Source organism: Marinobacter sp. ANT_B65, assembly GCF_002407605.1.
GTDB lineage: Bacteria > Pseudomonadota > Gammaproteobacteria > Pseudomonadales > Oleiphilaceae > Marinobacter.
In genome coordinates, this window is sequence record NZ_NXGV01000005.1 from 174,972 (window position 1) to 198,326 (window position 23,355).

The following is a 23,355-nucleotide window of genomic DNA, read 5'->3' on the forward strand; positions in this document are numbered from 1 at the left end:
TAAATTCTGGCGGCAGACGCCAGGGGGATATTGAAGCGTTATTTGCTTTTTACACCTATATGGTTAATATTTTTTAACTGGCAGCAGCATCTTCTCTGATATCAGCCTTGGAGAAAGAAGCCGACGAATATCTGATGTATAGCAAGAAGGCTATTGATATGTTGAAGGTTTTTTCAGTCTGTTTAGGGTTTTTGCTATCGGCCGTGGTGCACGCAGCAACTAATCCGATTGTCGTTAACGTCTATGACCGCGACAGCCAGGATTACCTTCGGGTGAAGATACACAGCCAGGTTGTTGCAGACAGCCTGTTTGGCGAACCACTGATCACGTGCCGCGCCAAGTGGCAAATGCTATCGGCCAACATCGACGGCAATACATACAGCCCCAACAACTTCCCTGCCGAGCTGGTTTCACAAGTACGACTCTTTTCATTACGGATGATTTTCCAGATCGACCAGCGGTCGGGCTTTAATGCCATTGCCTGTGATCCCGGTCATTTGGGTGCCACCGGCGATACGCGCTGGAGTTACACCGTGGCAGGAAGCCCCGATTGGTCACGGCTGATTCGCGACGATATCCAGAATACCTACAACGCGCCGCTGCAATCACAGTTTGCGTTGAATGCCGCGCCGGAAAGCCCTGGCTATCTTTCCGGTGATGATGCCAAGGATCTTTATCAGCGAGTGGTGCTCGATGGAAAGCATCTCACCGGTAGCTGGGTGCGTGCCGTGGCTCTGGAGAAAGCGAGTCTCAACCTCTGGCCGCTGCGCCGCCATTTGCAGGAATTGCAGCTTGTCGCAGAGGAAAAGCAGTTAAATAAACGTCGGGAAACGGCTAAGCCCGTTGCGCCAGAAGCCATTGATCAGCTGTTCAGTGATGCCGCGTTCGACGCCCAGCTGCGCAACGCCAAGAGCGTCAGTTTGCAAACCGAGGCGATTGCCACCTCAAAAGATGCCTTGGCTGCGATCCAGACGCAGGCCGCTCAAGCTGAAAGGAGATACCGGCAGCAGTTACAGCACCTACAGGATGCGGATGCCTGCTATCAGGACGGGGACAGGCAGGCGGATCAGCTGGCGTCGCTTGTGCAGGACATGCGTGGCTGCCTGGAAAGCTGGAGCAACCTGCGCCCCTTTTACGATGACCGCGAGCGCTATGGCTTTCGACAGGGCGACCGGGTGGCTATAGAGGCGCAGTATTCATCGGTAACGCCTTTTGATCGCGGTTCCGCGCTGGTGAGAAAAAATGGACAGCTCCTGTCGATCAACCCGCAAGGTAAAGTGCAACGCAACCTGGGCGATGTTCGGCTGGAATCGAATGATTTCTCGAAGGCCGGCCTGGTGCTGGTGAGCCGCGACGGCTTACACGGCTATATGAATGCGCGGGGGGAGCTGATTATCGATTTTAGTTATCAGGAAGCAGAGAGCTTTGACTCGTTTCAGAGAGCGATTGTTTATAACCCTGATGCCGGCAAACTGCTGATCGATGAGCAGGGGCGCGTTATTCTTCGAGGCGGCGTCAAGAGGGATGAGGACAAGCCGGGTCAGTATCTGACGGTGGAGTCCTACACTGAAGAGGATATGGGCTGTCATCCCGCTCGAGTGGACGTTGAGATCTATTATCAGCGACATGATGCCGACGGGAATAGCATTGGCGGGCTGGAACGAGAAGCCTACTCGCGTCGCAAAATCTGCCTACAAGGGTAAAGAATATGACGAACCCTATTTTTACGGCCCGCAGCTTGAAACTCGTCGGTTTGGCGTTGGCGTTACTGCTGCTGCAGGCGTGCAGTACGCAGCTTTATACCAAGACCGAGTTTCAACGGGTGGGCCAGTACTGGCAGGACGATAGCGAGGCAAAAGAAGCGAATGTTGAAAAGGTCCATGTTAAAACCTGGCTTGACGGCGACGAGCTGAAGTTTGATGTGTATACATACTATCAGGTACAGGAGTATGACTATGACCTGTACTATTATTATGAGCAGTATTATTTCCCGCCTGAATGGGCGACTTTAGCGATCCCTGTTATAGGCTGGTTGGCCTGTGCTATGGGCGATCTGCATTGTTTGGGGCACACAACACGATGGGAGCGCAGAGACACCATCAGGGAAAATGAGCGTCCAAATGGCGTGGTAGAGACTAAATTGCACGGTGGCGTTCCTGAGACCAGTCATTATCAGGTGGATCTGGCTGGGACTTTGAGTTCGGGCGAAGATTATCAGGATGTTGTGCCTGGCAACCGGATCTATAAATACCGTTTCAATCTTAAATCCCGTCTGCAGCAATGGCCGGCGCTGCCGGAAACGCTGCGCGTCGACTTTAAAACGTTTCACGACGACACCCGTTACGAGTCAACTTACACGCTGAGCGCCGAACAGCTCGCCAGCATGCAACTTGCCTCTGATGCTTGGAATACCCCGCAGGAAAACCGGCATAAATATTTCTACGAGCTACTGACGGCAATGCAAGCTCAAGAGCATACAAGAGCTATGAGAGCGTTTGCCAAGCTTGAGGCGATGGATTTTGATAAACCAGAATCCTTCTGGTACCACTATGCCGCTACGGCATCTGAGGTGGGCAACGCCGAATTGGCAAGCGAGAAAGCGAAGCAATACCTGGCGAAGACGAAAAAAGCTGTCTACAGCAGGCAGGCTCAGGCGCTGGTAGACGCTTCCCCCTGAACCGAGGCCGCCTTCAGTGTGATCAGCTAGGGTCTGTGGCGACGCTTTATGATGTCCCACGCTTGCTGGTAGCGAAGCAGCCGCTCCTTGGCGAGCGCCCGCTCGGCGTGGCTGAGCTGCTGCTGTGCCAGCTTGTCCGGGTGGCATTCGGAAACTTTTTTCCGGTATGCGCGTTTGATCGTCGCCACAGGGTCCCGGCGCGTGACCCCAAGCAGGGTGTATGCCTGCTCCAGGGTCACTGGCTTTGAAGCCGTATCCTTCAGGTCACCCCACATGCAAATGGCGTAGCTGTCGAATATGTCTTCGCTGATGGTGACAGGCAGGCCAATCTGGTCGATGGTATCTTCACAGCGGTGGCGGAGGGGTTTGAGTGGTCTGCCTCTGAGCTGTGCGGCATGGCACAGGCAGATAGCTACCTTCAGGGCCGGAGCGGGCCGGATGCGGTGGCTGAGTCTCAGTGTGAGTCCGCTGAATGCAGGAAGTGTTTCTGATGCTTTCCCTTTCTGGAAGCTGCGGATTGCTTTGTGTCTCTGGCGTTTTGATAGCGCTAGCGCTTCAATAAGGTTTTCCGCAAAACGTATGTCCTGCTCAGATACGCGCCCATCTGCTTTGGCGATATAGCCAAGAAAGAAAAACAGCGGATGCCGGCACCAGCTTGGCAGGCCGGTCTGGCCAATCAATGTCTGTGCCTGATGATTGGCGGTCGATAGCCTTTGCAGAAGGCTTGAGAATGCCGCCTCCATTCGCGGTGGCAGGGCGGTTTGCGGGGAATCAGTCGACATTGTCTAAGGCTCCTGAGCCGCCAGTTGCTGGTCCAGCGCCCGCAACCGTTCCGGTGTTCCCACATCAATCCATATACCCTGATGGTGCAGTCCGGCTACACGGCCATTGTCTATGGCGGTCCGCAGAACCGGCCCGAGCTTTCCTGCCTGGTCAGTCAGTCCCTCAAACAACCGGCGGTTCAGAAGGCTTATGCCGGTAAACGTCAGTTTCTCGCCTTGTTTCTCCAGACGCTCCTGAGAGAGCATGCCATCATCATTCAGGCAGAAATCACCTTTGCGGTGGTGTGGGGGATTATCTGTCATCACCAGAATGGCATCGAGCTTGTGTTCTTCACCGGGTGCCGGCGGCCGCAGCCGGGCCAGGTCAAAATCGGCCCATATGTCACCATTAATAACAATAAACCAATTCTGATCAGCGGGAGCGAGCATTGGCAGGGCGCGGACAATGCCGCCAGCAGTCTCAAGCGGTTCGCCCTCACGTGAATAATGCAGGGAGAGACCAAAGCGCTGGCCATCGCCCAGAGTGTATTCGATCTGTTCCCCAAGCCAGGCATGATTGATAATGATGTCCCGGAAACCGGCACGGTGGAGGCGCTCCAGGTGGTATTCGATCAGCGGTTTCCCGCCGGCGCCCAGCAGAGGCTTCGGAGTGGTAAGGGTCAATGGCCGCATGCGCTCACCTTTGCCTGCGGCAAGAATCATCGCTTTCACTTTGCCTTTTGCTCCTGATCCGGAAGAGGGCCGATCATATCTTCCATCCTGGGAACGACTTCGTTGGCCAGCCAGGCATGAAAGTGTCGCAGCGCAGGTTGTCGTTTGCTCGCGGTAAGCAGATAGCCCACTGTGCGAGGAATATCTTTCAGATACCCTGATTTGCCATCGCGCATGGCCAGTCTTGCAAAAATTCCCGCAGCCTTGAGGTGGCGCTGCATTCCCATCAGCTCAAACCACTGGCGGAAAGTTTCGCTGTCGGCACCGTGCAGGCGGGCTGCCAGAGTTTTTTCGCGGAACACTTCCAGCCATTCGCAAACCCGCTCTTCTGGCCATTGAATGTAGCAATCCTTGAGCAGCGAGACCGCATCGTAGGTAATCGGCCCGGTTACAGCATCCTGAAAGTCGATGACGCCGGGGCGGCTGGTTTGTTCCCGCACCAGCAGGTTCCGTGAGTGGTAATCCCTGTGCACGGTAACTTCAGGCTGGGCCAGAGCGCTCTCCCGTAGTAGTGAAAAGGTGGTGTCGAGCATGGATTTTTCGGTGTTGTCCAGCTTCAGTCCCAGGTAGCCTTCCAGAAGCCAGTCCCGGAACAGGGCCATTTCACGGTTCAGCAAGGCTGTGTTATAGGCCGGCAGAGGGGAATCAGGGGGCGGGGGTAATTGCTGGATAAGAACAAGTTCGTCCAGCGCGCTCTGGTAGAGGATATTTGCAGTGTCAGGGGTGAGCTGTCCCAGCATCAGCTGATCCCCGAAATCTTCCAGTAATAAAAAGCCACGGACAAGGTCGGCTTCGAAAATTTGCGGAACGGCAATGCCTGCATGGTGCCAGTGGCTGCCTATGCTGACAAAAGGCCTGCAGTCCTCCTGTTCCGGAGGTGAATCCATAGCGATGACCGTAATATTGTTCCCGTCATCATCTGTTTTGCAGGCACGGAAGTAGCGCCGGAAGCTGGCGTCACCGGAAACTGGCTGGACATTGGTGGTCTCAAAGCCGGGAAATTGTCTGACCCAGCTAATCAGCATTTGCAGGCGGTTATCCATAACTTGGGCGGTCATCCTGAAGCTAAAGAGTGCATTGAAAGTAAACGTTTGTGCGCCTTGGCCTGAATTCACATCCGGAATTTTTCACAGGCTCTTCAGCACGGAGTATAAAGAGGGTAAGAGGGTTTTGCAGCGGAGTTTCGTGCATCAGGCTCCGTTTCCGTTAACAAGCCTTGGGGGCACGTGTAAACTAGGCCGCTTATATCAGGGTATTCGTACTTAGTTACCCTATCCACAATCCTTCATGCACCCGGAACAGGAATCTCGCTACCGTGCCAATGTCCGACAGCCATCTGCAGGCGCAGAGAGGCACGCTGCAGCGCCGGGCTGTGTGCCTGCTTGCCGGATTTTCCCTGATGGCGGGTGCCGGCCTTGTATACGGCGAAGACGCTTTATCAGCCGCCGAACTGGATTGGCGCCCCAAAAGCCAGTTGCCGGACTCAGTCAGGAATTCGTTGCCGGTATTTTGTGACGGTGGTTATCTGCCATCAGGTGCCGGCGAGGAAGGTTTGGCGGTGTTTGCCGGTGAAACCGGGGAGGCGACTCCTTTGCAGGCCAGCGGTCTGAATGCCCGCTACGAAATGGACCAGGAGCTGTACCTTGAGGGCGATGTCCGGTTAAGTCAGGGCAGTTTTCAGGTGACTGGCTCTGAGGCCCGCTACAGTCAGAACACCGGTCAGGTATCGATTCAGGGCCCTCTGGTTAGCCGTGGTGAAGGCTTTTTGCTGACGGGAGAGCGCGCCGAATACAGTGTGGATTCAGGGCGTTTTGATATAAATACTGCGACATTTCTGCTGCATGGGCCGGAAATGCGCGGTCGGGCAGGGAGCCTCTCACGGGTGGATGACTCCCGGGTAGAAATTCGTGACGGTATGCTCACCACCTGCGGCCCGCAACAGAACGACTGGGCTATTGTGGCTTCTGATATTGAACTGGACCAGACGGAAGGCTTTGGAACCGCAAAGCATGTTCGTCTGGAGGTTCTGGATGTTCCGGTTTTTTACTGGCCTTATGCCAGCTTTCCCATTGATGACCGTCGCAAGAGTGGCCTCCTGTATCCGCAGTTCGGATCTTCCAGTGCGGGCAGCGGGGCGTTTCTGGCCGTACCCTATTATCTGAACCTGGCGCCACATTACGACGCCACCATTACGCCACAGTATATTCATGGCCGCGGCCTTTTTAATGAAGTTGAAGGCCGTTATCTGAGCAGTCTGGGCCAGTCGACTCTGCAGCTGGGCTATCTGGATCATGACTCCGCCTATGCAGACGATAATCCGGGTGAATCCGGGCAGCGTTGGGCGCTGGATGCATCTACCCGAGCCGAGTTTGGTGGTGGCTGGAATGGCTATGGTGACTTTTCAGTTGTCAGTGACAACGATTACCTCAGCGATCTGAACCGGAGCCTGGAAATCAATCAGGCAACCCATTTACAGCGTAAAGGTGGTGTAAAGTATCAGGGGGCTAATCAATTCCTGGATATATATCTCAATGACTATCAGACAGTCAGTGATGATATCGCTCAGGAAGACCGGCCCTATGCCCAGTTGCCCGAGGTGGTTTATACCGGATCAACCCGGGCTGGCTGGCTGGAGGCCGGGCTGGAAAGCGAATATTCCTGGTTCTACCGTGACAACGACTCGCTGACAGGACTCGACAAAGCCAATGGTCAGCGCTTCCGGGCCCGCCCTGAGCTGGCTCTGCCCATGCGTGCGCTCTGGGGCTTCAGTCGTCCATCGGTCAGTCTGGACTATACACGCTACGAACTGGACGACTACACGGCCGGGGACAGTGGGTTTGATCGCACGGTTCCGGTATTCGAATGGGATAATGGTTTGTATTTTGACCGTCAGTCGAGCCTGTTTGACGTGCCTTATAATCAAACGTTCGAGCCCCGGCTTTATTACGCCTGGGCCGATGCAGAGTCTGATCAGGACTACATTCCAGCGTTCGATACAGCTCTGCAGTCTTTCTATTTTGAACAGCTGTTCCAGCCAGACCGGTTTGTCGGGGGTGACCGGGTAGGCGATGCCAACCAGCTGACTGTGGCGCTGACCAGTCGTTTCAATGACCTGGTTACTGGCGCTGAGCGTGCCCGCTTCAGTGTTGGCCAGGTCCAGTATTTCGACGATCGTGAGGTGACACTGTTCGGGGACGGTGGTGGTAATGGCAGTCGTTCGGCTCTCGCCGGGGAGGTGGTGCTGAACCCCCTGGAGAATCTGCAGATCCGGTCTTCCGGGCTCTGGGATCCGGACACGGGGGATACTGAAGAAGGCCGGAGTCAGCTGATCTTCCACTCGAAGGATTACCGGTACCTGGCAAGTGTTGGTCATACTTACAGCAAGGACGAGCTGGAACAGTCGGATATTGCGGCGGTTATTCCAGCTACAGACCGTGTTAGTCTGATCGGCCGCTGGGTATACGATTCTGATCTGGATCGCACGGTAGGCTCTCTTGCCGGAATTGAATACAACAACTGCTGCTGGAGTATTCAGGTGGTTCATCAGAACTATCTGACCAGCGATGAGGAGCTGGACAGCCGGTTATTGTTCCAGATTCAGCTGAAAGGTCTCGGTGGTAGTGGCGGCTCCGCAGCCTCGATCTCCGAGGCCATTTACGGTTTTGATGAGCGCGAACAGCGTCGTTTCGGAACCCCCTGACGGCAACGGTGTCATATAGGTACTCTGTCCAAGGGCTACTATTTTTATTAAGAGGTGATTATGAAGGCGACGATTCGCCAAGGCTTACAAATACTGCTGATGCTGTCAGCAGTGGCGCTTTCTTTTTCGGCTCAGGCCGAGAGGAAACTGCTCGATCAGGTGGTTGCCATTGTTGATGATGATGTAATCCTCCAGAGTGAACTGGACGCAAGGGTTAACACCATTATCGGGCGGCTCAACGCTCAGGGCACTGGCCTGCCATCACGTCGCCTTCTTGAAGAACGTGTTCTGGAGCAACTGATCACCGAATCTGTCCAGCTGCAGATGGCGGATAAAATGGGAATGCGGATCAGTGATAATGAGCTGAATGAAACCCTGGCTAACATTGCAGAACGTAACGGTCTGAGTCTGCCCGAATTTGAAGATCAGCTTGCTGTTGAAGGTGTGAGCTATCGTCAGGCCAGAGAACAGATACGCCAGGAAATGATCACCGCCCGCGTGCAGCAACGACAGGTAGGTAACCGTGTGCGTGTTACGGAGCGTGAGGTCGAGAACTATCTGTCGGCGCTGGAGTCAGGCGGAGGCAGCGATGCGGAATACCGGCTTGCCTATATCTTTATTGAACTGGAAAATCCTGCCGATGATGCGTCAGTAGACGCTACCCGCGAAAAAGCGGAAAAACTCCGTGCTGCTATTCTGAACGGTCGTGATTTCCGCGAAGTGGCGGTTGCCGAATCTGATGCCAGCAACGCCCTTGAAGGCGGTGATATGGGGTGGCGAAGCGAACGCCAGTTACCTTCACTGGTTGCACCGGTTGTTCCGGAACTTGAAGTTGGCCAGCCTTCAGAGGTTCTGGAGAACAACAGTGGTTTCCATCTGGTGATGGTGATGGACAAGCGTGGAGGGTCCCAGGAACAGGTTATTCAGCAGAACCGTGTACGCCATATTCTGATCAGGCCGTCTGAAGCGGTAACGGATGCAGAGGCTGAGGCCCGGATCCGTGAGCTCTTTCAGCAACTTGAGGGCGGCGCTGATTTTGCCGTGCTGGCGCGGGAGTATTCGGATGATCCGGTATCCGGCTCTGATGGCGGCAATCTTGGCTGGGTTAGCCCGGGCCAGATGGTGCCGGCATTTGAGCAGGCCATGCAGGAGGCAGATGTAGGCGAGTTCAAAGGGCCGTTCCGTTCCCAGTTTGGCTGGCACATTCTTCAGGTTGAGGAGCGCCGCCAGAAAGATATCAGTAGCGATGTAAAAGAGGCAGAGGCCCGCCAGGCAATATACCGGCGCAAGTTCGAGACCGAACTGCAGAACTGGCTCCGGGAAATCCGGGATGAAGCCTTTGTTGAGTTCAAAGGTAAGTATGCACAGGAATCCGCAGAATAATGAGTGGTGAGATTGTTCTCGCGCTGACTGCCGGGGAACCCGCAGGCATAGGTCCTGAGTTGTGCCTCCAGTATGCTGCCGGAAAGCGCGATACCGGTGTGGTGGTGATCGCCAGCCGGGATATGCTGGAGGAGCGCGCCAGATTGTTGGGTCTCAACGTGAGCCTGCATTCATGGAAGCCGGGCATGGCACCGGAAAAGAATGAGGGTGCGCTTTCGGTACTGCATGTTGAGGGTTGCACCTCTTTTCAGGCGGGCAGGCTGGATATTGCCAACAGCCGCTATGTTCTGGAAACCCTGAGGGTTGCTGCCAGAGGCTGCCTGGACGGTGACTTTGATGGCATGGTCACGGCGCCGGTCCATAAAGGCGTTATCAACGATGCCGGTATCGAGTTCAGTGGCCACACGGAGTTTCTTCAGGAGCTCTGTGGTGTGGAGCGGGTAGTCATGATGCTCGCTACCGAGGAGTTAAGGGTTGCGTTGGTAACGACTCACTTACCCCTCAAGGACGTGCCCGCGGCGATTACGCCTGAAAGGCTTACTCAGGTTGTCAGAATCCTGCATGCCGACCTGCAGACTTTTTTCGGGATTGATCAGCCAAGAATTCTTGTGGCTGGTCTCAACCCTCACGCCGGGGAAGGCGGCCATCTTGGCCGGGAAGAAATTGAAATCATTGAACCGACGCTTGAGAAACTTCGTGCCGGAGGTATACAGCTGATCGGGCCCTTGCCTGCGGACACCCTGTTTACTCCTCACTGGCTGAACGATGCCGATGCCGCTCTGGCCATGTATCATGATCAGGGGTTGCCGGTCCTCAAGTTTCAGGGCTTTGGTCGTGCTGTAAACATCACCCTGGGCCTGCCCATTGTCCGCACATCGGTGGATCACGGCACGGCTCTGGATCTTGCCGGCACCGGCAAGGCAGATGCCGGCAGTCTGCATACCGCTATTCGAGTGGGCGAGCAGATGGCCGGTTCCCTTAAAGCTGCTGGTCGAAAAGCACCCGATAATTGCAAAGCCCCCCAAAAAGAGAAATCTGTGTGAGCAAAAAAGCCGGCCATCAAGCCAGGAAACGGTTTGGTCAGAACTTCCTTCATGATCCAGGCGTGATTGAGCGCATTGTCCGCTCCATCCACCCGAAACCTGACGATGCCATTGTAGAAATCGGCCCTGGGCTTGGCGCGATCACGGAGGAGATCCTGGCCGTCAATCCGAAACTTCAGGTAGTGGAACTGGACCGTGACCTGATACCTGTTTTACGCACCAAATTTTTTAACTATCCTGAATTTCGTATCCACGAAGCCGACGCGCTCAAGTTTGATTTCCGTCAGCTGACAGACGGGAAGCCGCTTCGTATTATCGGTAACTTGCCCTATAACATTTCCACCCCTCTGATTTTTCACCTGCTATCACAGACAGGTGTGGTGCAGGACATGCATTTCATGCTGCAGAAAGAAGTGGTGCAGCGTATGGCAGCGGTTCCCGGTGATAACAATTATGGCCGCCTGGGTATAATGACCCAGTACTTTTGCAAGGTTCAGCCCTTGTTTGAAGTAGGCCCTGATGCGTTCCGGCCGGCTCCGAAAGTGGATTCCGCTATTGTGCGACTGGTGCCTCATACCGAACTCCCGTATCCGGCAAAGGATCTCGGCACCCTGCAGGCAGTAGTAAGAACCGCATTTAATGCTCGTCGCAAAACCCTGCGCAAGGCGCTGGGAGGAATGGTCAGTGTTGACCAGCTTCAGGCATTGGGGATCAACGACGGCCTGCGGCCGGAGAATCTCAGCCTGGCGGACTACGTGAGCATCGCGGACTTTCTGGCTGGTGAAGATCGTCATGACTGACTTTGCCATAGGCGATATTCAGGGTTGTTATGATCGCCTCAAGGACGTTCTTGGCAAGGTGGATTTTTCACCTTCCCGGGACCGGTTGTGGGTAGCGGGTGATCTGATTAACCGGGGGCCGTCATCCCTGGAGACCCTCCGCTACATTGAAAGCCTGGGTAATTCTGCTGTGGTGGTTCTGGGGAATCACGATCTGCATCTGTTGGCTGTGGTCCTTGGCGGACACGCCCTGAAGCGTAAGGATACGCTCGCAGAAATACTGAACGCTCCGGATCGCGACAAACTGGTGAACTGGCTGCGCCAGCAGAACTTGTGTGTCCACGACGCAGAGCGGAACCTGATGATGGCTCATGCCGGAGTGCCTCATATCTGGAATGTTGAGCAGGCTCTGGCCAGTGCCCGGGAAGTGGAAAACGTCATTCGCGGCGAGCAGGCCCCGGAGTACTTTGCGCATATGTACGGCAACAAACCGGAGCGCTGGGATGAAAAACTCAGTGGTATGGATCGCTGGAGGGTAATCACCAACTACTTTACCCGTATGCGTTTTATTGCCACAGACGGCAGGCTTGAACTGACCGCCAAAGAATCTTTTGGCAGCGCACCTGAAGGCTTTGCTCCCTGGTTTGAATTTTCCCGCCCTGATGATCTGCGTGTTATTTTCGGGCATTGGGCGGCAATTGAAGGCAAGACCGGCATCGACCGCTTTATTGCGCTGGATACCGGCTGTGTCTGGGGCGGAGCGCTCACGATGATGAATCTGGATAGCGGAGAAAAGATCCATTGTGACTGCTGAACCGGTAGAGCCCCGGAGCTCTGGCCTTATGCGCCTGCCCATAGTGATGGGCGCTTTCTTCGCACTTACAGCGGTCATGGCTGGAGCATTTGGCGCTCACGGGCTGCGCAATCTTGTGAGCGATCGTAGCCTGGAAGTCTTTCAGACTGCCGTCACCTATCAGATGTATCACTCCATTGCGCTCGTACTGGTTGCTCTGCTGTCCGGATTCAGACTCTCACGGCGTTTGCTGGGGTGGGCCGGGGGATTTTTCCTGGCGGGCATTCTGCTGTTCAGTGGCAGCCTGTATACGCTGGTGCTGACAGATATACGCTGGGTCGGCCCGGTTACGCCTCTGGGTGGGGTATGTTTTATGATTGGCTGGGCATTGTTGCTGACAGCTGGCGCACGCCAGCACGCGGATAAACACAGAGGTTAAGAACGATATGCAGGTTCAGGTAAATGGTGAAACCATGGATCTCCAGGAAGGCACGACAGTTGCGGCTCTGGTTGAAAAAATGGCTCTCACAGGCAAACGGTTGGCAGTAGAAGTGAATGAAGACATAGTGCCCCGCAGTCAGCATACCGAACTTGCACTGAGTAATGGTGATCGGGTTGAGGTTGTTCACGCGATCGGCGGCGGATAATCCCGCAATGGCCGAACGGAAACCCGACCACCGCATCCATCTTCAAAAATATTCATTATTAGGTTTTACCAACCCGGAAACACTATGACCGACACGCCAGAGATCCAGTTGCCCGAAGACAAGCCTCTTGAAATCGCCGGACGTAGCTACCAGTCACGCTTACTGGTAGGTACCGGCAAATACCGTGACCTGATGGAAACCGGCCGCGCAATTGAAATGAGCGGCGCTGAAATTGTGACTGTGGCGGTTCGCCGTACCAACCTGGGGCAAAATCCGGATGAGCCCAATCTTCTGGACGTTATCTCCCCGGACACATACACCATCCTGCCGAACACAGCAGGCTGCTACACGGCCAAAGACGCTGTACGTACCTGTAAACTGGCGCGGGAGCTGCTCGATGGCCGTGATCTGGTCAAGCTGGAAGTGTTGGGTGAGCACAAGACCCTGTACCCGAACATGCCGGAGACTCTGGCGGCGGCTGAAGAGCTGATCAAAGACGGCTTCAAGGTCATGGTTTACTGTTCAGATGATCCGTTGCTGGCGATGCGGCTTGAGGAAATGGGCTGTATCGCGATCATGCCTCTGGGCGCTCCCATTGGCTCCGGCCTTGGCATCCAGAACCGCTACAACATCCGTTTGATTGTAGAGAATGCCAAGGTTCCCGTGCTGGTAGACGCCGGCGTTGGCACTGCCTCCGATGCTACCATCGCTATGGAACTGGGGTGCGATGGTGTTCTGATGAACACTGCCATTGCACAGGCAAAAGACCCGATCAGGATGGCCAATGCCATGCGCCTGGCTATCGAAGCTGGCCGTGAAGCCTACCTCGCCGGACGTATGCCCAAAAAGCTCTACGCGAGCGCATCTTCGCCCCTTGATGGCACCTTCTTCTGATTATGAGCGCTGCAGTATGGCCATGACCGATCAGAAACCCAGTCGCCGGGAGGCGATTCTCCATGCCCTTCTGGCGCTTTTGGAAGAGGAGCCGGGCGCCAGAATCACTACCTCGGTTCTCGCCAGATCTGTTGGTGTGACAGAAGCGGCACTTTACCGGCATTTTCCCAGTAAGCGGAAAATGTTTGAAGCACTTCTGGAGTTTGCAGAAGATGCGGTGTTTTCCCGGTGTCAGTTGATCCTGCAGGAACACGAGGATGTGCGGGTTCGCCTGCAGCAGTTGATGCATCTGGTGCTTGTGTTTGCTGAGCGCAACCCGGGCTTATGTTGTGTTCTCACCGGTGATGCGTTGATTGGTGAAAATGAGGCTTTGCGAAAGCGTGCCTCCCAGTTTTTTGAGCGTCTTGAAACCCAGGTGCGGCAAACCCTGAAAGAAGGCGAAATTCGACAGGGCTTGCGGCCACGCACCAGTGCTACACGGGGTGCGGATTTTGTTCTGGTGTTCATGGAAGGTCGGATTCAGCGGTTTGTCCGCTCATCCTTTACTCGAGCGCCTTCAGTCGACTTTGACGAGAGCTGGGGATTGGTTGCTGAGGCTCTTTGGGACTGACTCCGAGTTTTCTTCCAGTAGCCTGCTGGTTTTGGGGTGGCGCAGTCAGGAAGGCCCTGCCCCGGAACCGCTACAAGCACGTCCGTGTGCGCTTGACTGCGGCCATCCATGGCCTCCGACATTCCGGGACAGGGCCTTCCTGACTGCTCAATCGAACCAATGCGAAACCTTAGAGAGAGTTGCGTGACCTTCTTCAGGTCTCAGCAGCTAAAGGCACTTTAGAGAAAGACGAAAAGAAACCCGATATATCTGGGTTATTTGATAGAGGTTGGTGGGGTCGGTTTGCACAGAATGTTGGAGGCCAAGGATGGCCGGAAACAAGCGCACATGGATGTGCTCGTAGCGGTTCTGTGCAGACCGACCCCACCAACCGCCCGCACCAAAATTAGCAGGCTACCGGAGGCCCCCCCCTAGCTCACTCATACCCAGAAGCAGACCGAAGAATCTGGCGAACAGGTTCCCAGATTGCCGGCGCTGAAATCAGGATGTCCCGTCCCCAGAGATCTGCGGGGTAACCCTCCGGAACTTCACCGAAGTGGCCCGCTGTGGCGCCAGCTTCCAGGGCTATCAGGCGGGCGGCGGCGAAATCCCAGGGGCTGACGTTTTCGTAGTAGATGTCCAGTCGCCCGCAGGCTACCCAACAGATATCCAATGCAGCCGAACCGATTCGCCGCAGGTCTCGGCATTGATGAATCATGGCATCCAGACGGTTCACCAGAGGGGCCAGATTGTCTTTGGTGTAGGGGAAGCCGGTGGCAAAGAGAGAGTCCCGTGGAACTGTAGCACCGCTGTGCTGGACGGGGTTGCCATTGAGTGTCGCACCGCAGCCCTTTGTGGCGCGGAAGGTTTCGCCCGGGAAAGGCGCGTGTACCACGCCAGCCTGAACGCGCCCGTTTTCAGCATAGGCGATAGATACGGCTACCTGTGGGTGGCCGTAGGCATAATTGACAGTGCCATCGATAGGGTCAACGATCCACAGCGGTGTTTCGAGATTTTCGGCCTGGCTGAGATCCGGCATGGTTTCTTCGGACAGGATGCGGTGGTCCGGAAAGCGTTTGCGGATGGCACCGGTGATGAACTCATCGGCCATGACGTCGGCGTGGGTAACCAGCTCGGTCTGGTGTTTGTAGTCGGTGCGCAGGATATTGTTGTCACGTTCCTGGCGAATCAGTTCTCCGGCCTCCCGGGCCAGATCTTCTGCGAAACCGGTAATGTCCCGCAGGGAAACAGAATCAGACATGGCGCCCCCGTATGAATCTCTGAAGAGTGAGGGCGCCAGTCTAGCATGGCCGGGTCACAGGCTGTTCAGCCACGCCTCCATCTTGTCCATGGCTTTAACCAGTCGAGGGCCGGCTTTCCCGACAAATTCATCGCCCAGTTCCTGGTCGGCATAATCTCCGCCGGCCAGCTGCAGGGATTCCGCACCGTCGAAATCCACGAAGGCCAGACGAGCACCCAGGTGGTCCGGGGCGAAACCGAAGTCGCTGGCAGGCAGGATGGCAACCCCCGTGTTTTCAAGCAATGACTGGCAGAATGCCTGGCTGGTTTTGATGTCCTTTCTTACGAGCTGGTCGCGGAAGCCGGAGAAATCGGGGAACAGATAAAATGCGCCTTCCGGCTTTTGCACAACTGCCCCCATCTCGCTCAGGCGCCGGTGCATGTATTCACCAATCACTTTAAGCACACGGCGGGATTGCTTGAGGTACTCGTCTATGTCATCGCCGCCGTCAAAGGCGGTGATCGCTGCATGCTGAATCGGAGCACTGGTAGCGGTGTAGGTTTCGCTGGCGATGATGGCCATGGCGTCCTGCAAGGGGCGCAACTCTTTCGGGAAGATGAAGGTACCCAGGCGCCAGCCGCCAGCCCCTGCCCATTTACTCAGGCCAGTGCTGATGATGGTACCTTCCGGGTAGTAACGTGCAATGGACTTGTGTTTTCCTTCGAAGTGAACTTCCCCGTAAATTTCATCAGAAAGCAGAATCAGTTTGTATTTTCGGGCCACGTTGGCAATGGCCAGAAGCTGGTCGTCGGTGTATGTGCAACCGGTAGGGTTGGACGGGTAGTTGAGGATCAGAATGCGCGGGCGCGAAACGTCATCCCGGCAAATAATGTCCAGCTCTTCGGCGGTCAGCTGCCAGTTGTTCTCAGCATGGGTCGGCAGCCAGTGTACTGAACGGCCAATAATGCGGGCCTGGGGAGCGTAGGATACCCAGCTTGGGCGTGGGATCAGCAAGTCGCCGTAGTAGGCCAGTTGCAGAATAAACAGTAGCTCTTTAGAGCCTGGCCCGATCAGCACATCGTCCCAGGTGCAGCGCATGCGCTCACTACGGTTGATATATCCGGCAATGGATTCACGCAGGCCTTTAAGACCTTTGACCGGCAGGTAGTCCTTTTCGTGAGCGTGTTCTTTAAGCGCATCTACGACACGTTCAGGAACAGGAAAGGGCGACTGACCCAGCCCGAGTTTGATAATGTCCTTGCCCTCAGATTTAAGCTGATTGCTTAATTCGTTAATGCGCAAGGTGGCAGAGGGCTGAATGCCGCGAACGTTCAGGTTGATTGCAAAGCGTTGGTCGTTATGGATGTCCATTGTCTCGGTCTGTTGGTTGAGAGTGGCCGGGACAGTATAGGAAACCCAAACATTTTTTTGTGTGCTATGCGGATAGGTGATTGCCGAAGCAAAGCTCTGTTGTGGCCACTCGTCCGGGGCGGTATGAGCGCCTGGACGAGTCCCGTGTGCTCTCAGTGAGTCCTTACCCAGACTTCAACCCGTCCGTTGCGTTGTTGGCCGGTAGTACCGCCGGCCGTGCCCACCTGCATATAGTGACCGTAGCCGGTGTAAGGAACGTTTTGGACACCGGACTGAGCAAGTTCCTTGCGAACCGCGAGTGCTCGCAGTTCCGAGATCATCTGCGCCCGCAGTTCATTGCTTTGCTGGTCGGCGAAACCGATCAGTAGCAGGTCACCAGCGCTGAGGTTTTCCTGGCGGAGGTAAGCCGCTACCCGCTGAAGATCTCTTTGTGCTTTGTTGTCCAGCCCGGTGTGTCCCTCCGAAAACCGGAAGTTGACCGTCAGCCGTTCGTAGTTTTGTGTCAGTCGCCTGAATGAGACTGGGGTGGTGTCGTCAAAATCCGGCTTGACGGCGAGAGGTGTCTGGGAAACAAAACCTGATCCGGACACAATGGCCTGGCCTTCTTCGGCGAGCACGAATGTAAGGAAATCTTTCGCCAGGTCTGTTGTGGAGTCGCCCGGAGTGTACATGAACAGGCGTCTGGAGAGCGGATAGTCTTCACTCGCGACAGTTAGCTTCGAAGGTTTCAGTGCCGGAGCCTCGCCATCTGAAATTGCCAGCACTTTGCTGTTTCTTACCGAAGCCAGCCCGGAAAAACCAATACCTCCAGGGTCTGCGCTGACGTCATCAGAGAGTTGATCGTTCGATTCGTAGCGTTTGGCAGAGGGGTGCAGCGGGTGCTGTTTTCCCAATACCAGGCTCTTGAAGGTATCCCAGGTTCCGGAGCGGTCATCCCGGGCATAGAGGCTGATTGCCTGAGGTTTGCCGCCGACTTCTGACCAGTTGGTGATTTCGCCGGAGAATATTCTCGCCAGGGTATCAATACTCAGTTGATTGATCCGGTTTGATGGATGAACCAGCACTGCAAGGCCATCAATGGCAATCACGTGCTCACTGTCGGGGTTTTTCAGGTCGGCCCTCTCCAGCATTTTCTGTACTTCTGTGGATTTAACTGCGCGGGAAGATGCCCATACATCGGCATTTCCGGCGGCCAGTGCCGTGAAGCCGGTACTGGAACCATGACTTGCCACCAGGATCTGAAAGGGTTCCCCGGACCGGTGGCCAGTGACAATCGTCTCGTTTTCTTTTCCATTGCCCCGGGTTTGCACAGGGTTGTTACCACGGTGATGGAGGAAGCCTTCCACCAGCATGGGAGCCAGTTTTGCACCAATAGTGTTTGAACCGTGTATTTCCATTTCTTCGGCATGGCCAGGTGTCGCACAGATAAGCAAACCGAGCAGTCCCGGCAGGGCACTCCTGAGAGTCCTGAAAGGGCGATATCTTTTGGTCATAAATCCTCATGGAAGCAAACGACTGGAAGCTTGGAGAATGAGACAAAATTATTACAGGAGTGTGACAGTTGGATGAGGGGCTTTTCCGGAATTCCCGGGGAGGGGTACTATCCTGGCAGATCAGGAAAAGCGGTGCGGTTCCAGTTCTATATGCAGTATACGAGGGCCAAGCATGATGACCCGTCCGCTATAGCGTTCTTCACCTGTGGATGTGAAGTCGAACATGAACCGGCGCCAGACGCGGATCTGTCCCTGGTCGTCGCGTTTAAGCCAGATGCCTCGCAGATAAATAGCGTCATCCAGCAGCATGACGTCCATGGTCTTGCAGTAGCGGTGGGCTGCCTGGAGTACAGAGTCTTTGATGGCCTTGGCGCGCCACCAGTACCAGACGACAAAGGCTGCAACAAACAGCCAGAACAGCGTTCCCAGAGTCATGATAAAAACACGATGGCGCAATCTTCCGAAAGAAATATCAGGTCAGAGCGCCAGACTACCCTATTGTGAGAGTTCGGGGAATCGCTATGGCTTTGCCCGCGATTTGGCCCGAACGGCTGGCAACCGGCCGGAAAGCATTGTCAGGAAGTGACTGGTGAGCAGTTGCGCCTGATCCACACTGCTTCCCAGATCCTCGGATTCCTGTCTGGCGCTTTCGCTGCTGCGGACAGACTCATCACCCAATGTAAGCAGTCGACTTACTTGTTGCTGTACCTGCAGGCTGAGAGCAGACTGCTCTTCCGTAGCCCCGGTCACTTCATGGGTGCAGCTGGTAATAATGTCAATGTCCTTCAGGGTAGACGTGAGTGCCTTGCTGGCCTCGCTGCCCATGAAGGTGGTTTGCTTGCAGGCGCTGGCGCCACGATCAATAACCTCCACGACGTTATGGGTTTCGCTTTGTAAAGCGTCGATAATTTCCTCAATTTTTTGCGTGGATTCATGGGTACGCTGGGCCAGTCCGCGGACTTCATCCGCAACGACGGCGAAACCACGCCCCGCATCGCCGGCCCGTGCAGCTTCAATAGCCGCGTTGAGCGCCAGCAGATTGGTTTGCTTGGCAATATCGGAAATCACGTCGAGTACCAGCCCGATCGTGTCACTTTTTTCTGACAGAGCAGTTATTCGCTCGTTGGCTGCGGAGAGCTGGTTTTGCAGGTTCGACAGATTGTCGTTCATTATCTGCATCTGCTGCTGGCAGTGAACGGCCGATTTACTGGCGTCTATGGTCGCGTCATGGGTTCTGTTTGTCAGCTCACTGACACTTCTGACGCTGCGCGCGAGTTCGTCAAATGCCTGGGTAATGCTATGGATATCCTCGCGTTGACTGCGAATGCTGGAGACTGAATGCGATACCCACTCAATCGCACGCTGTTTGTTTCCGTGCAGTTGCCCGACATTGGTGTGCATACGGGCTGAAACCGCGCGCAGAGTCGCGTCACGTTTTTGCCGGTCGAACTCAATCCATGCGCTTTCATCACGGCGACCGGTATAGATCCATGGCATAGCCGGATGAGCGCCGTGACAGGCGGCCCTTGCGCTCCGGACCATGGGGCGTGTCAGCCAATGCAGAATCAGAAAAACTGCCAGTAACAGCAGTTGAAGAAACGCCAGGCTTGAGGCGGGCAGTGCCGTCAGGCCAAGAGCCAGGAGCCCGGTCGCCAGCACTCCGTACAGGCAGAGCAGCTTCCATGGCAGAGCTGGACTGATGGCAAGAAAGCGCCGGGGAACATTGCCTTGATTCCAGGCAGCGTAAGCCAATTCCGCCCGCTTGATCTGGGCGCGATCTGGGAGTACACGGACAGACTGATACTCAACAATCCGGCCTTGACTAAATATTGGCGTTACAAACGCGTCCACCCAGTAGTGGTCACCATTTTTACACCGGTTTTTTACAATCCCGCGCCATGAGTCACCATTTTGTATGGTTTGCCACAGGTCGCCAAAGGCTCCCGGTGGCATGTCGGGGTGTCGTATAACGTTATGGTGCTGGCCTATCAGCTCATCGGCGGTATAGCCGGAAACCTCCGAGAACGCCTCATTGGCTGCGGTAATCCGGCCATCCAGGTCTGTAGTGGTAATAAGATTCAGATCACCCGGATAGGTGCGCTCATTCCGGGTGACAGGTTCATTTCTGCGCATTCGGTAAGTCGCCTTTTTTATTGCTTTTATATAGTGCGAAGCCTGCCTTCTGGCCGGGCTCTGTGCCTGTGGAGGCACATCAATGAATCTGATGTTGACCAGTCTGCGATGAAATTTACCTTGGGGATATCCATAAAATGCAAAAGATGAATATAGGTTCATTTTTAATTATCATGCCATCCCGGAGACCTGCTTTTGCGTAGCATGGACAGATAGTGGTTGGTTTCCTTCTATGCTGATAGTGCGTAGCCCGTGGGGTGCGGGCTGGACTATGAGGAGTGGGGCACTAGATGCAGTTTGAGCAGCAGCAAGATTTCAGAGCTTTGGTGGAGCAATACCCTCGCGCCATCATGTTGGTCACCAAAGAGTCCAGGATTACCTACGTAAACTGCATGTTTCGTTCAGTGACCGGCTATGGGCAGGATGAGGTGGTGGGCCAGCCACCCTCGATTCTGAGTTCCGGGCTGCATGCACCGGAATTCTACCAGGCCATGTGGCAGACATTGAGCAGCGAGGGACGCTGGGAAGGGTTGATCTGGAACCGGAAAAAAAGCGGAGAGGTCTACCCGCAATGGCTCAGCATTTACCCTATGAATCTTGAAGGGCGACAGGCCTATGTCGGCATGTTTATGGATATGGGCGAACGAACCGGTGTGGATGAGCGTCTGGCATCACTCGCCTATTACGACCCCCTTACGGAGCTACCCAATCGCTCTTTATTTCAGGAGTTTCTGAAAGCCCGGGTCAGTCAGCATTCTCTTGATGGTGCCTGCTTTTCTGTTTTGTTTATTGATCTGGATTTTTTCAAGTCGATCAATGATCTGCATGGGCATGAGTGTGGCGATGGTGTGCTGAAACAGGCTGCCATGTGTATTCAGAGCGTGGTTGGCAAGGTTGATGTGGTTGCACGGCTGTCAGGTGACGAGTTTGCGGTTATTGTAGAACTGCAAGGCATGGAGGAGTTGAAGGAGGTCTGTCAGCGCATGATTCAGGCTTTCCGTGCTCCAGTGATTGTTGGCCAGCGGGAGTATTTTCTCTCGGCTTCGGTAGGGGCGGCGGTTTTCCCCATACATGGGAAAAGTGGTACGGAGCTTCTGCAGAAAGCCGATAGGGCCATGTATGCAGCAAAGCTGGCTGGGCGGGCCTGCTACCGTATATACAGCGAGGCAGATGATGCGCAGGGGCGTCTTGAACAGCGCCTCTCTGAGGCTCTGGTAACATCACTGAAAACCTCACCAGATGAGTTTCGTGTGGTGTATCAGCCTCAATATGATCTCCGCTCAGGGCAGGCTGTGGGCATGGAAGCTCTGTTGCGCTGGGATCATCCGGATTTCGGCCCGGTATCGCCTGCCGACTTTGTTCCGCTGGCAGAACGCCGGGGCCTGATTCATGAAATGACACAGTATCTGGTACGCGGGATACTGGCAGACCTTCTGGCGTTCCCCCCGGAGCGGAGTGAGTTCCGGCTGGCGATTAACATTTCGGCCCGTCAAATCACGGATGCCCGGCTGGGCCTGGTTATCGGCCCGCTGTTCAAGCGTATTCAGGAACTGGGCTGGCAGCTGGAAATCGAGATCACTGAAACCCATATCATGCACCTTACCAGGCAGTGTCTGGAAACGCTCAAGGAATTCCGGGATCAGGGTGTTGGGATAGCTATCGATGATTTTGGCACTGGTTACTCTTCGCTGGCGTATCTGCAGAACCTGCCAGTACAGGTGCTCAAAATAGACCGGCAGTTTATCCGTCGCCTGGGCACGGAGAACAGTGATTCCCGGATAGTGTCCGCTATTTTAGGTATTGCGGAAGCTCTGGAGCTGGAAGTCGTGGCTGAAGGCATCGAAAACCAGGCTCAGTATCAGGAGCTTCGTGGGCTGGATTGCCAGCGGGGACAGGGGTTTTTAATGGCCCGGCCGCAGCCCTGGGAGCAGATCAGGATGATGATGCTTGATCCATATCATTAATGTTTGAAATTGAGGGATGTGTTCGCATGGTTTGCAACATATGGCCAGGCAGTTTGGATTAAGATGTTTCGGATCGTTAATGATTGTTGCGGGATTGTGCGCGGTGCTTGGCGGACAGTAACGCGCATCAAATCCTTGATTTACGGAACTTATGCCAAACACACTAACAAAACAGGATCTGGACGCTTATGTCCGTATCGATCGGGTGTGTTGTAAACCGTGGCTCCGGATTATTGGGCTGATATCCGGCCTTTCGGTTACCGGGTGCAGGTCCCGGTATGTGAGCAAACCAGTGAGCGGGCTGGCCTGGGTAACCACCAGTGCGGGTAAGGTTATTTGCCTGTACGTTGGTCAGGAAATGGAAATTGGGCACTGTCGCGCATCGGAGCAGTTACTGCTATTTGCCTCCGCAGGAGAAGTGTCTGTTTCATGTTCCGGTGGAAGCTGGCAGTCACTGGACATGCCGACCCAGGTTTGCTCAGGGGATGAGTTTGATCTCAGATTTTCAGAAAACAGCCGGCTTGTTGTCCTGAAACCAGCGCTTGAGTTGTTTCCTGATGCCCTGCGGGCAGGGGTTCTCCGTCAGTTTCCGGCCATGTCTCCCCCGATAAAAAAATACCTTGAAAGCATGAGGTTCTACTTCGATAACGCTCATGCCAGGGCACTTACCCGCGAGCTTTTGGGGCAGTTGGCAAGATTTCAGGCTGGCGGCCCGGTCGCGGTTGTTCCGAAAATGCAGCCTTTGGATCGCCGACTGCGGCGGGCGATTGAAAAAATTGAACAGAATCCGGGCTGGGAATTTAATCTGGAGGAGCTTGCCAGATACGCAGGTGCCAGCGAACGTAATCTTTATTATCTGATGAAGAACAATACAGGTATGACGCCCTACCGGTTTTACCAGCGCCAACGCCTCATCCGGGTTCGGCGTCGTCTGGTGGATTGTCAGGCGAGTGAGGCTCATATCTCCCGGTATGCTGCAGATGAAGGATTCTCCCATCTGGGCCGTTTTGCGGCGCTTTACCGGGAGCACTTCGGTGAGCTACCCAGTCAGACAGTTCGGCGCCGGCAGCACCTGTATGAAGCTGAGGCAGAAGCGGGTGAATTGTCCTGCGAAATGCTGGTATAGAGTTTAATGAAGACAGTAAAAAGCCGGGAT

Annotated in this window: 21 protein-coding genes; 13 read left to right on the plus strand and 8 right to left on the minus strand. The window is 54.9% G+C overall.

Features of this window, described 5'->3' with window-relative positions:
* Positions 1-107 precede the first annotated feature (107 nt).
* Positions 108-1,703: a WG repeat-containing protein gene (locus CPA50_RS18210; RefSeq protein WP_096783966.1), complete on the plus strand. Its 1,596-nt coding sequence runs from the start codon at positions 108-110 to the stop codon at positions 1,701-1,703.
* A 5-nt stretch (positions 1,704-1,708) separates the two neighbouring features.
* Positions 1,709-2,677, plus strand: coding sequence for a hypothetical protein (locus CPA50_RS18215; RefSeq protein WP_096783967.1), 969 nt, complete (start codon positions 1,709-1,711; stop codon positions 2,675-2,677).
* Positions 2,678-2,703: 26 nt separating this feature from the next.
* Here CPA50_RS18215 and CPA50_RS18220 read toward each other — a convergent pair whose 3' ends face one another.
* The 3 genes from CPA50_RS18220 to CPA50_RS18230 are packed head-to-tail and all read right to left on the minus strand — an operon-like array spanning position 2,704 to position 5,213.
* A complete protein-coding gene (locus tag CPA50_RS18220; RefSeq protein ID WP_096783968.1) occupies positions 2,704-3,459 on the minus strand; it encodes a DnaJ domain-containing protein in 756 nt (251 codons plus the stop codon).
* Between the two features lie 3 nt (positions 3,460-3,462).
* Entirely contained in the window at positions 3,463-4,170 is a 708-nt protein-coding gene (gene murU / locus CPA50_RS18225) for an N-acetylmuramate alpha-1-phosphate uridylyltransferase MurU (RefSeq protein WP_096783969.1), read from the minus strand.
* The gene (locus CPA50_RS18230; RefSeq protein ID WP_096783970.1) at positions 4,167-5,213 is read right to left on the minus strand and encodes an aminoglycoside phosphotransferase family protein; all 1,047 of its coding nucleotides are present in this window, start codon (positions 5,211-5,213) and stop codon (positions 4,167-4,169) included. Before CPA50_RS18230 ends, murU begins: the two co-directional genes overlap by 4 nt.
* 356 nt (positions 5,214-5,569) lie before the next feature.
* Between CPA50_RS18230 and CPA50_RS18235 the strand changes: the two genes are divergently transcribed.
* The 9 genes from CPA50_RS18235 (at position 5,570) to slmA (ending at position 14,019) form a co-directional block, all read left to right on the plus strand.
* Positions 5,570-7,870 (plus strand): LPS-assembly protein LptD, encoded by a 2,301-nt coding sequence (locus CPA50_RS18235; protein WP_264754023.1) that lies wholly within the window; start codon positions 5,570-5,572, stop codon positions 7,868-7,870.
* A gap of 60 nt (positions 7,871-7,930) precedes the next feature.
* Positions 7,931-9,253: a peptidylprolyl isomerase gene (locus CPA50_RS18240; RefSeq protein ID WP_096783972.1), complete on the plus strand. Its 1,323-nt coding sequence runs from the start codon at positions 7,931-7,933 to the stop codon at positions 9,251-9,253.
* Positions 9,253-10,296, plus strand: a complete 1,044-nt coding sequence (gene pdxA, locus CPA50_RS18245; protein ID WP_096783973.1) for a 4-hydroxythreonine-4-phosphate dehydrogenase PdxA — start codon at positions 9,253-9,255, stop codon at positions 10,294-10,296. The genes CPA50_RS18240 and pdxA overlap by 1 nt, the downstream gene beginning before the upstream one ends.
* Entirely contained in the window at positions 10,293-11,096 is an 804-nt protein-coding gene (gene rsmA / locus CPA50_RS18250; RefSeq protein WP_096783974.1) for a 16S rRNA (adenine(1518)-N(6)/adenine(1519)-N(6))-dimethyltransferase RsmA, read from the plus strand. Before pdxA ends, rsmA begins: the two co-directional genes overlap by 4 nt.
* Entirely contained in the window at positions 11,089-11,889 is an 801-nt protein-coding gene (locus tag CPA50_RS18255; protein ID WP_096783975.1) for a symmetrical bis(5'-nucleosyl)-tetraphosphatase, read from the plus strand. Before rsmA ends, CPA50_RS18255 begins: the two co-directional genes overlap by 8 nt.
* Positions 11,890-11,917: 28 nt before the next feature.
* Positions 11,918-12,307, plus strand: a complete 390-nt coding sequence (locus tag CPA50_RS18260; protein WP_179397265.1) for a DUF423 domain-containing protein — start codon at positions 11,918-11,920, stop codon at positions 12,305-12,307.
* 7 nt (positions 12,308-12,314) lie between these two features.
* Complete coding sequence (gene thiS / locus CPA50_RS18265; protein WP_096783976.1) at positions 12,315-12,515, plus strand: sulfur carrier protein ThiS; 201 nt, start codon at positions 12,315-12,317, stop codon at positions 12,513-12,515.
* Positions 12,516-12,599: 84 nt separating this feature from the next.
* Positions 12,600-13,409 (plus strand): thiazole synthase, encoded by an 810-nt coding sequence (locus CPA50_RS18270; RefSeq protein WP_096783977.1) that lies wholly within the window; start codon positions 12,600-12,602, stop codon positions 13,407-13,409.
* A 22-nt stretch (positions 13,410-13,431) separates the two neighbouring features.
* Positions 13,432-14,019, plus strand: coding sequence for a nucleoid occlusion factor SlmA (gene slmA / locus CPA50_RS18275; protein WP_096784014.1), 588 nt, complete (start codon positions 13,432-13,434; stop codon positions 14,017-14,019).
* 415 nt (positions 14,020-14,434) lie between these two features.
* On the opposite strand, the gene CPA50_RS18280 is transcribed toward slmA, so the two are convergent.
* The 5 genes from CPA50_RS18280 to CPA50_RS18300 all read right to left on the minus strand — a co-directional run bounded on the left by CPA50_RS18280 (position 14,435) and on the right by CPA50_RS18300 (position 20,235).
* Positions 14,435-15,259 carry an inositol monophosphatase family protein gene (locus CPA50_RS18280; protein WP_096783978.1) on the minus strand — a complete coding sequence of 275 codons (825 nt, stop codon included), beginning with the start codon at positions 15,257-15,259 and terminating at the stop codon, positions 14,435-14,437.
* A gap of 54 nt (positions 15,260-15,313) precedes the next feature.
* Positions 15,314-16,609 carry a pyridoxal phosphate-dependent aminotransferase gene (locus CPA50_RS18285; protein WP_096783979.1) on the minus strand — a complete coding sequence of 432 codons (1,296 nt, stop codon included), beginning with the start codon at positions 16,607-16,609 and terminating at the stop codon, positions 15,314-15,316.
* Positions 16,610-16,761: 152 nt separating this feature from the next.
* Positions 16,762-18,102, minus strand: a complete 1,341-nt coding sequence (locus tag CPA50_RS18290; protein WP_096783980.1) for a substrate-binding domain-containing protein — start codon at positions 18,100-18,102, stop codon at positions 16,762-16,764.
* A gap of 120 nt (positions 18,103-18,222) precedes the next feature.
* Complete coding sequence (locus CPA50_RS18295; protein WP_096783981.1) at positions 18,223-18,537, minus strand: DUF3301 domain-containing protein; 315 nt, start codon at positions 18,535-18,537, stop codon at positions 18,223-18,225.
* Positions 18,538-18,621: 84 nt separating this feature from the next.
* Positions 18,622-20,235 carry a methyl-accepting chemotaxis protein gene (locus CPA50_RS18300; protein ID WP_096783982.1) on the minus strand — a complete coding sequence of 538 codons (1,614 nt, stop codon included), beginning with the start codon at positions 20,233-20,235 and terminating at the stop codon, positions 18,622-18,624.
* Between the two features lie 290 nt (positions 20,236-20,525).
* Here CPA50_RS18300 and CPA50_RS18305 point away from each other — a divergent pair, with 290 nt between their 5' ends.
* Positions 20,526-22,199, plus strand: coding sequence for a putative bifunctional diguanylate cyclase/phosphodiesterase (locus CPA50_RS18305; RefSeq protein WP_096783983.1), 1,674 nt, complete (start codon positions 20,526-20,528; stop codon positions 22,197-22,199).
* A 151-nt stretch (positions 22,200-22,350) separates the two neighbouring features.
* Complete coding sequence (locus CPA50_RS18310) at positions 22,351-23,325, plus strand: helix-turn-helix domain-containing protein (protein ID WP_227519721.1); 975 nt, start codon at positions 22,351-22,353, stop codon at positions 23,323-23,325.
* Positions 23,326-23,355: the final 30 nt, after the last annotated feature.